General features: G+C 67.3%; 6 protein-coding genes and 1 pseudogene. 5 read left to right on the forward strand and 2 right to left on the reverse strand.

The window, feature by feature from the left end; translation table 11 throughout:
• Positions 1 to 139: 139 nt before the first annotated feature.
• The 4 genes and pseudogenes from J7E68_RS11465 (at position 140) to J7E68_RS11480 (ending at position 6,172) form a co-directional block, all read left to right on the forward strand.
• Positions 140 to 1,438: an MFS transporter gene (locus tag J7E68_RS11465; protein WP_215172693.1), complete on the forward strand. Its 1,299-nt coding sequence runs from the start codon at positions 140 to 142 to the stop codon at positions 1,436 to 1,438.
• Positions 1,439 to 1,440: 2 nt separating this feature from the next.
• Positions 1,441 to 3,201: a glycoside hydrolase family 3 protein gene (locus tag J7E68_RS11470; RefSeq protein WP_215172695.1), complete on the forward strand. Its 1,761-nt coding sequence runs from the start codon at positions 1,441 to 1,443 to the stop codon at positions 3,199 to 3,201.
• 198 nt (positions 3,202 to 3,399) lie between these two features.
• A pseudogene (locus J7E68_RS11475) lies at positions 3,400 to 3,942 on the forward strand (HTTM domain-containing protein); the annotation flags it as partial.
• 160 nt (positions 3,943 to 4,102) lie between these two features.
• On the forward strand, positions 4,103 to 6,172 hold the full coding sequence (locus J7E68_RS11480) for an acyl-CoA dehydrogenase (RefSeq protein WP_215172697.1): 2,070 nt from the start codon (positions 4,103 to 4,105) through the stop codon (positions 6,170 to 6,172).
• A gap of 80 nt (positions 6,173 to 6,252) precedes the next feature.
• Here J7E68_RS11480 and J7E68_RS11485 read toward each other — a convergent pair whose 3' ends face one another.
• Entirely contained in the window at positions 6,253 to 7,227 is a 975-nt protein-coding gene (locus J7E68_RS11485; RefSeq protein WP_215172699.1) for a hypothetical protein, read from the reverse strand.
• Positions 7,228 to 7,361: 134 nt separating this feature from the next.
• On the opposite strand from J7E68_RS11485, the gene J7E68_RS11490 reads away from it, so the two are divergent.
• Positions 7,362 to 8,408, forward strand: coding sequence for an NAD(P)-dependent alcohol dehydrogenase (locus J7E68_RS11490; protein ID WP_215172701.1), 1,047 nt, complete (start codon positions 7,362 to 7,364; stop codon positions 8,406 to 8,408).
• Here the strand turns inward: J7E68_RS11490 and J7E68_RS11495 are convergent.
• On the reverse strand, positions 8,358 to 8,664 hold a 307-nt coding region (locus J7E68_RS11495), incomplete at its 5' end, for a hypothetical protein (protein WP_215172703.1). The two genes, J7E68_RS11490 and J7E68_RS11495, sit on opposite strands and share 51 nt — an antisense overlap.

Below are 8,664 nucleotides of genomic sequence, written 5' to 3' on the forward strand. Positions count from 1 at the left end.
CATCGCCGCCCCTCTCCCTCTTCATTCTCTCTCATTACCAGTCGGTAGATATTCACTTACCAAACGGTCGAGATTCATGTATCGTCATCCTCACGCCCGGTCGCAGATGACCGGCGAACCTTGCCCGAAAGGATCCCCCGTGACAGAGCTGTCATCGGCCGCCACCGCGGCTGCCGTCGGTACCACCGGCTTCAAAGCACCCGGCACCACCCCGTTCAAGACTCCCCGCGGCTACACCCCCGGCCTCGCCGCCGTGAACTTCGGCGTCTACCTGGCACTGCTCACGCCGGTGATGGTGTCGATGGCATTCAAGATCCAGCGCCTCGACCCCGTGAACACCGAAGGAAGCCTGGGCCTCGTGATGGGTGTCGGCGCGGCGTTCGCGCTCATCGCCAACCCGCTCGTCGGCCGGCTCTCCGACCGCACGACGTCACGGTGGGGCATGCGTCGTCCGTGGATCCTGGGCGGCGCGATCGTCGGCCTCGGCGGCTTCGCGATCATCGGCATGGCCACCTCCGTGCTCGTGGTCATGCTGGCCTGGTGCCTCGTGCAGGCATCGATGAACGCGGTGCTCGCCGCCGCCAATGCGACGCTGCCCGATCAGGTTCCCGTGTCGAGCCGAGGCAAGGTCTCGGGCATCATCGGCATCACCACGCCCATCGGCATCCTGGCCGGAAGCTTCATCGTGAACTTCCTGCCCGGTGACTTCGAGCGCTTCTTCGTGCCCGGTGCGATCGCGCTGATCCTCGTCATCGTCTTCGTGCTGACCCTCAAGGACCGTCGCCTCACCGAGAAGCCCGCCACGCGCTTCACCGTCGGCACGTTCTTCGGCTCGTTCGTCTTCAACCCCCGCAAGCACCCCGACTTCGGATGGACCTGGCTGACCAAGTTCTTCGTGATGTTCGGCTATGCCGGCATCGCCACATTCCTGCCGCTCTACCTCGTGACGAAGTTCGAGCTCGACGAGCAGGGAGCGGTCGGCACGATCCTCATCGCGAACCTCGCCTCGATGGCGGCCATGGCCATCTCGGCACCGCTCGGCGGATTCCTCTCGGACAGGATCGGCAAGCGTCGTCCGTTCGTCGCGATCGCCGGCCTGATCATGGTCGTGGGTCTGGTGATCCTCGCCATCGCGCCGACGATCGCGGTCGTCATCGTCGCCCAGGCCATCATCGGACTCGGAGCCGGATCGTTCCTCTCGGTCGATCTCGCCCTCGCCACCGAGGTGCTGCCGAACCCCGATGACGTGGCGAAGGACCTCGGTGTGCTCAACATCGCCAACGCGCTTCCGCAGTCGATCGCCCCCGCGATCGCCCCGAGCATCATCGCCCTGGGGGCTGCGACCCCGCTCGGCGGCTACACCACCTGGTACCTGTTCGGAGCGCTCGTCGCTCTCGCCGGTGCCGTGCTCGTCTACCGCATCAAGGGAGTCAAGTGACCATGACCGACACCGAAGTGACCACGGCTCGCCCCTGGCTCGATTCGAGCCTTCCGGTCGACGACCGCGTGCAGCTGCTCCTCGATGAGATGAGCGTCGCAGAGAAGGCCGGTCTGTTCTTCCACACGATGATCGCGATCGGCGACCTCGATGAAGCCGATCCGACCTTCGGCACCCCGAGTGCTCGAGAGTTCGTGGAGGTCAAGCAGATGACGCACTTCAACCTGCTGGGCGCGGCGCCCACCGGCGGCGAGATCGCCGCCTGGCAGAACGAGCTGCAGCGGCTGGCGGCGTCCACTCGCCTGGGCATTCCTGTCACCCTGTCGACCGACCCGCGGCACTCGTTCAGCGAGAACCCCGGGGCGTCGATCCTCGCGGGTCCCTTCTCGCAGTGGCCTGAGACGCTGGGTCTTGCGGCGACTCGCGACCCCGAGCTCGTCGAGCGCTTCGCAGATATCGCCCGGCAGGAATATACGGCGGTGGGGCTGCGTGTCGCCCTGCACCCGCAGGTGGATCTCGCCACCGAACCACGCTGGGCGCGGCAGACCGCCACCTTCGGTGAAGACGCGGAGCTCTCGGGCATTCTCGGGGCGGCATATATCCGCGGGTTCCAGGGCGAGGCCTTCGGACCCGGCTCGGTGTCGACCATGACCAAGCACTTCCCCGGTGGGGGCCCTCAGAAAGACGGCGAGGACCCGCACTTCCCGTACGGGCGTGAGCAGGTGTATCCCGGCGGCCAGTTCGAGCTGCACCTCAAGCCCTTCGAGGATGCCCTCGCCGCCGGTACTCGCCAGATGATGCCGTACTACGGCATGCCGGTGGGCACCGAGTTCGAAGAGGTCGGATTCGGATTCAACAAGTCGGTCATCACGGGTCTGCTGCGCGAGCGCTTCGGCTTCGACGGCCTCGTCTGCACCGACTGGGGGCTGATCAACGACGCCGAGATCTTCGGGCAGCCGTTCCCCGCCCGCGCATGGGGCGTGGAAGAGCTGACGCCGCGCGAGCGGATGGTGAAGGTGCTCGAGGCGGGTGCGGATCAGTTCGGCGGCGAGGACTGCCCGGAGCTGCTGGTCGAGCTCGTCGCCGACGGCACGATCGCCGAAGAGCGACTCGATGTCTCGGCGCGGCGGATCCTGCGCGAGAAGTTCGAGCTCGGACTCTTCGAGAATCCGTTCGTCGACGAGGCGGCCGCCGACGAGATCGTCGGCAGCGCCGAGTTCCGCGCCGCAGGTGAGGCGGCTCAGCGCGCATCCATCACGGTGCTGACCAACACCGGCGCTCTCCCGTTCACCGTGGGGCTCGCGCTCTACGTCGAGGGGATCGATGCCGAGGTCGCAGCGGCATACGGACGGATCGTCGCGACCCCGGAAGAGGCCGACCTCGCGATCATCCGATTGCAGGCGCCGTTCGAGCAGCGCGACACGTTGTTCGAGAACTTCTTCCATGCGGGATCGCTCGACTTCCCCGATGAGGTCTTAGCTCACGTGCGACAGGTCGCCTCCGCTGTGCCGACAGTGGTCGACGTGCTCGCAGACCGCCCGCCGATCCTTCAGCCGATCACGGATGCGGCCGCCGCCGTCACGGTGAACTGGGGTGTCTCGGGCGCTGCCCTGCTCGACGTGCTGAGTGGTGTCGTCAGCGCTCAGGGCCGGTTGCCGTTCGACCTTCCGAGGTCGATGCAGGCGGTCGCGAGCTCTCGTCCCGACGTGCCCTTCGACACCGCGGATCCGCTCTTCCGATTCGGACACGGGCTCACTCCGTAGCGCCCCGAGCCCCCTCTCGAGCCCCCTCTCGAACCGCCCCTCGAACCGCCCCGCAGGATCGCTCCTTCGGGGCGGTTCTGCGTGCGCGCGGACGTCGGGCGTCACGCCGCGCTGTAGCGTGCGATTCGTCCTGCCGCCGACGTCGTTGCGCGCGACCTGTAGACCGGTTCTGATTAGGAACACCGAAACGTCTTGCATCGGTGGTCGCTCGACGCCAGGCGGCGGGCGAAGAGGGGCGAGTGGTTCCCGCCCGGCAGCCAGCCCGCGCTGCTCGGCACGGTGTTCCACAACCTCGCACTCGTGGCGCTGACGGCGCAGGTCTGCTTCGTCTACGCGTCCGGCGCGCTGTACAAGGCCGGCGGGACGCCCTGGGAAGAGGGCTACGCGGTCTACAACCCGCTGCAGACCGCGCGGTTCGGCACCTGGCCGGTGCTCGGTGATCTCGTCACCACGTGGGGACCCATGGTCGTCGCGGCGACGTGGGGCTCGATCATCCTGCAGGTGGCCTTCCCGCTGATGCTGCTCACGCGACCGACGCGTCTCATCGGTCTCGTCGGCATCCTGTCGTTCCACATCGGGATCGGTGTGCTCATGGGGCTGCCGTGGTTCTCCCTCACCATGATCGCGATCGACTCGATCTTCATCCGCGACCGCACCTGGGCCCGGTTGAGCGCCGGCACGAAGCGACGGTGGGAGCAGGCGAAGAGCGACGCCCCACCCGGTGTCCGCGCCGAGGCGTGAGAGCACGGGGTCGCCCTCGGCGAGAACGACTGTGGTCTGACGACAATCCGGGCGGGCGGTGCGCCGGTACGCGATTGGAGGATGCGTACAGGGCACTTCGCTCCTGGTTGTCGCAGACCTACCATGAGAGCATCCCTACTTCCCTCTGAGAGGAACGCTCATGGTCGACGCCGCCGTCCGTCCGAAGACGACTCGCCCTCACCCAGACAGCACCGATGCCGATCTGACGATCGACATCGCGCGCGTCACCGATCTGCTCATGGGCACGTGGGCTGACACCCGCCGCGAGGCGCGCGAACTGATCAAGGACTCGGCGTTCTGGCGCGACGACGCGCTCGGCAAGGACGAGCACCGCGAGCGCGTGCTCAGCCAGCTGCACCTGCTCGTCGAGAACAAGGCCGTGCATCGCGCGTTCCCGACCTCGCTCGGCGGGGAAGACAACAACGGCGGTAACATCGCCGGCTTCGAAGAGCTGGTCGTCGCCGACCCGAGCCTGCAGATCAAGTCGGGCGTGCAGTGGGGGCTCTTCGGCTCCGCCATCCTGCAGCTGGGCACCGCAGAGCACCACGATAAGTGGCTGCCGGGCGTGATGGACCTGTCGATCCCCGGCGCCTTCGCCATGACCGAGATCGGCCACGGATCCGATGTCGCCGCCGTCGGCACGACCGCGACGTACGACCCCGCCACCGAGGAGTTCGTGATCAACACGCCGTTCCGCGGCGCGACCAAGGAGTACCTCGGCAACGCGGCCCTGCATGGTGTGGCCGCGACCGTGTTCGCGCAGCTGATCACCGACGGCGTGAACCACGGTGTGCACTGCTTCTATGTGCCGCTGCGCGGAGACGACGGGGTCGACCTGCCCGGTATCGGACGCGAGGACGACGGACTCAAGGGCGGACTCAACGGCATCGACAACGGCCGACTGAGCTTCGACCACATCCGGGTTCCTCGCACCAACCTGCTCAACAAGTACGGCGATGTCGCCGCCGACGGCACCTACTCGAGTGCGATCGACAGCCCGGGGCGTCGATTCTTCACCATGCTCGGAACGCTGGTGCAGGGGCGCGTCTCGCTCGACGGCGCAGCCTCGTGGGCATCGGCTCTCGGTCTGAAGATCGCGATCACCTACGCCACCCAGCGCCGCCAGTTCGACGGGGCCGACGGCCAGGAAGTCGTGCTGATGGACTACGGCAAGCACCAGCGCCGCCTGCTGCCGCGTCTGGCGACCACCTACGCGCAGATCTTCGCGCACGACGAGTTCCTGCAGAAGTTCGACGGCGTGTTCTCGGGTCGCATCGACACCCCCGACGATCGGGAAGACCTCGAGACCCTCGCCGCAGCCCTCAAGCCGCTGTCGACCTGGCACGCGCTCGACACTCTGCAAGAGGCCCGCGAAGCCTGCGGAGGAGCGGGCTTCATGTTCGAGAACCGGCTCGTGGGCCTGCGCGCCGACCTCGACATCTACGTCACCTTCGAGGGCGACAACAACGTGCTGCTGCAGCTCGTCGGCAAGAGACTGCTCACCGACTACGCCAAGCAGTTCACCGGAAAGGATGCCGCGGCACTCGCCAAGTTCGCCGTCGGCATGACCGCGGGCAAGCTGTTCCACGGAGCGGGGCTGCGCCAGTTCGGCCAGTCTGTCGTCGACCTCGGTCAGGTGGCCCGCTCGGTCGAGAACGGTCTGCGGGAGGAGCAGCAGCACCAGCTGCTCGCCGAACGCGTGCAGCAGATGGTGGCCGACATCGCCGGTCGTCTGCGCGCGGCAGGCAAGGACAAGGCGCTCGGAGCCCGGCTGTTCAACGAGAACCAGGCCGAGCTGATCGAGGCGGCCCGCGCGCACGGCGAACTGCTGCAGTGGGAGGCGTTCACCGATGCCGTCCGCCGTGTCGACGACGCCGACACCAAGAAGGTCCTGACCTGGCTGCGAGACCTCTTCGGCCTGCAGCTGATCGAGAAGCACCTCGCGTGGCACCTCATCCACGGCAGGCTCTCGACGCAGCGCGCCGCCGCCGTGTCGCAGTACATCGATCGCCTGTGCGCGCGGCTTCGGCCGTATGCCCTCGACCTCGTCGACGCGTTCGGGTATGAGCCCGAGCACGTGCGCGCCCCCATCGCATCGGGCGCCGAGCGCGAACGCCAGGACGAGGCCCGCGACTACTACGCCGCGCTCGCCGCATCCGGTGAGGCCCCCGTGCTCGAGAAGGTGCTGAAGAAGAAGGCGAAGCGCTGACGTCGCTGTCTCAGCTCCTCTGACACCGGCCGGGATCGTGAGATCTCGGCCGGTGCCGTATGCGCGGCGCCCGGATCGGGTTATGAGCCGGGCTGCGGGGGATACGGTGCCGGGGGGTACGGTGCCGGGGGGTACGGCGCCGGTGGGTACGGCGCCGGTGGGTACTGCGCCCCCGGGTGCTGCGGGCTCGGCTGGTCTGGGGTGCCCGCGGTCAGCCTCGCCTGAGCGCGGACGCGCAGCAGCACAGCCGTGAACGCGAGATAGATCAGGGCGGCTGCGGCGCCGCCACCGTACAGGAGCACGCTCGGCACGACGATGTTCAATCCGCGCGGCAGCAGGAACAGCATCCGCGAGGCGAACTCGGGAGCTGCCACCAGAACGATGCTGCTCACGAGCAGCACGACCGCGGGAAGGATGAGGGCGAACGGCGACCAGCGGGTCACCGTGATGCCGGCGACCACGAGCAGTGTGCCGGCGAACACCGCGAAGGCTGCGCCCGGGCGGAGGTCGAAGTCGAAACGCTGCAGGGCGAAGAGGGCTCCGTCGGCGATGCCCCAGATGATCGCCCAGGCGCCCGCCGCCAGCAGCAGCGGAGCGACGATCAGGCCGATCGCACCCAGTGCGCCGCTCTTCGGTCGAGGGTCGCGGCGGACGAGAGCGAGCACGAGTCCCATCGCCCCGAGGGCTGCGAGCACGACGAGAGGGATGCCGTACACCAGGCCATCACCCCAGTCCCGCGGCGCGATGCGGTAGAGCCACGAGAGCGTGATGGGGAAGACCGCGACGATCAGCGGCAGCAGGCTGAACGCGCCGACGACGATCAGGCCTGCCGAGCTCCAGACCCCTGTCAACACGACGAGGATGAGCAGCGCGAGACCGAGAGCCTGCAGCAGGAGGGGCCCGATCAGTCGGGAGAGGTCGCCGCTGGCGCCGAACTCGAAGAACGTGCGATTCATCGTCACTCCGGCTGTGGACAGCAGGATCAGCGCGATCGGCGTGAGTACGAGAGCGATCACACTCGTGATCAGGCGGGCGGTCGAAGATGAACGGCGCATGGGACTTCCCCCTCCGGAGTCTTAGCCCCACCGTAGCGACCGCGCGGAGGTCGCGCACAGATGCGCGCGAGTAGTGTCGACCTGGCTCATTCGCACCCGAGCCGAAATGAACCAACCGAACCGAGGAGTCCGTGATGACCCGCGTCACTGCCTATGCCGCCCCCAGCGAAGCCGCACCGCTTGAGAAGACCGTGATCGAGCGACGTGACCTCGGCCCGCTCGACGTGCTGATCGACATCGCGTTCGCCGGCATCTGCCACTCCGACATCCACACCGTTCGCGGTGACTGGGGTCCGCAGAGCTACCCCCTCGCGCCCGGGCATGAGATCGCCGGCACCGTCGCCGCTGTCGGCTCCGACGTCACGAAGCACGCCGTGGGCGACCGCGTCGGCGTCGGCTGCCTGGTGAACTCGTGCGGCGAATGCCGCAACTGCCTCCGCGGCGACGAGCAGTTCTGCTCGAACGGCGCTGTATTCACCTACGGCGCCGAAGACCGCGACGGCACGGTGACCCAGGGCGGATACTCCGAGCAGGTCGTCGTCACCGAGTCGTTCGTCGTGCACATCCCCGACGCGATCGAGCTCGATGTCGCAGCACCCCTTCTGTGCGCCGGCATCACCACGTACTCGCCGCTGCGTCACTGGAACGTCGGCCCCGGCACCCGCCTCGCCGTCGTCGGGCTCGGCGGACTCGGCCACATGGGCGTGCAGATCGCCCATGCTCTCGGCGCCGAGGTGACCGTGCTGTCTCAGACGTTGAATAAGAAGGACGACGGCCTGCGCCTCGGAGCAGACCACTACTACGCGACGAGCGACCCCGAGACGTTCCGTTCGCTGCGCGGATCATTCGACGTGATCCTCAACACCGTCAGCGCCGTCGTCGACCTGCGCGCCTACCTCGGCCTGCTCGATGTGGGCGGATCGATGGTGTGCGTCGGCGCACCTGCCGAGCCGCTCTCCGTCAATGTCAGCTCGCTGATCGGCGGTCGCCGCTCGCTCGCAGGCTCGAACATCGGCGGCATCCGCGAGACGCAGGAGATGCTCGACTTCTGCGCCGAGCACGGCATCGCTTCTGAAGTCGAGGTCATCACCGCCGAGCAGATCAACGAGGCGTACGAGCGCGTCCTCGCCTCAGATGTGCGCTACCGCTTCGTGATCGACGCGTCGACCTTCGCAGACTGAGATCGCGGGGGAGGCGGCCGCGCTGACGGCTTCCTCCCCTCTTCTCTTCTTCTCTTCTTCTTTTCCTCTCTTCCTCTTCTCTTCCTCCCTGTCTCCTTCCTCTTCTCTGTCCTTCCTCCCCCTTTCTTCTCCCTCCCCCTCTCTTCTTCCTCCCCCTCTCTTCTTCCTCCTCTTCCCTTCCGCCTCCTCTTGTCCCAGCATTCTGGTAGGCCGGAATGCGTGTCCGATCTGGGGTTGTTCGGGCGGGTTTCGGGGT

This window comes from Microbacterium sp. ISL-103 (genome assembly GCF_018613995.1).
Lineage (GTDB): Bacteria > Actinomycetota > Actinomycetes > Actinomycetales > Microbacteriaceae > Microbacterium.

What these genes read in the sequence shown, in the direction of transcription:
- J7E68_RS11490 (WP_215172701.1), top strand. Translation starts at nt 7,362, where the DNA reads ATGACCCGCGTCACTGCCTATGCCGCCCCCAGCGAAGCCGCACCGCTT.
- J7E68_RS11485 (WP_215172699.1), bottom strand. Translation starts at nt 7,227, where the DNA reads ATGCGCCGTTCATCTTCGACCGCCCGCCTGATCACGAGTGTGATCGCT.
- J7E68_RS11470 (WP_215172695.1), top strand. Translation starts at nt 1,441, where the DNA reads ATGACCGACACCGAAGTGACCACGGCTCGCCCCTGGCTCGATTCGAGC.
- J7E68_RS11480 (WP_215172697.1), top strand. Translation starts at nt 4,103, where the DNA reads ATGGTCGACGCCGCCGTCCGTCCGAAGACGACTCGCCCTCACCCAGAC.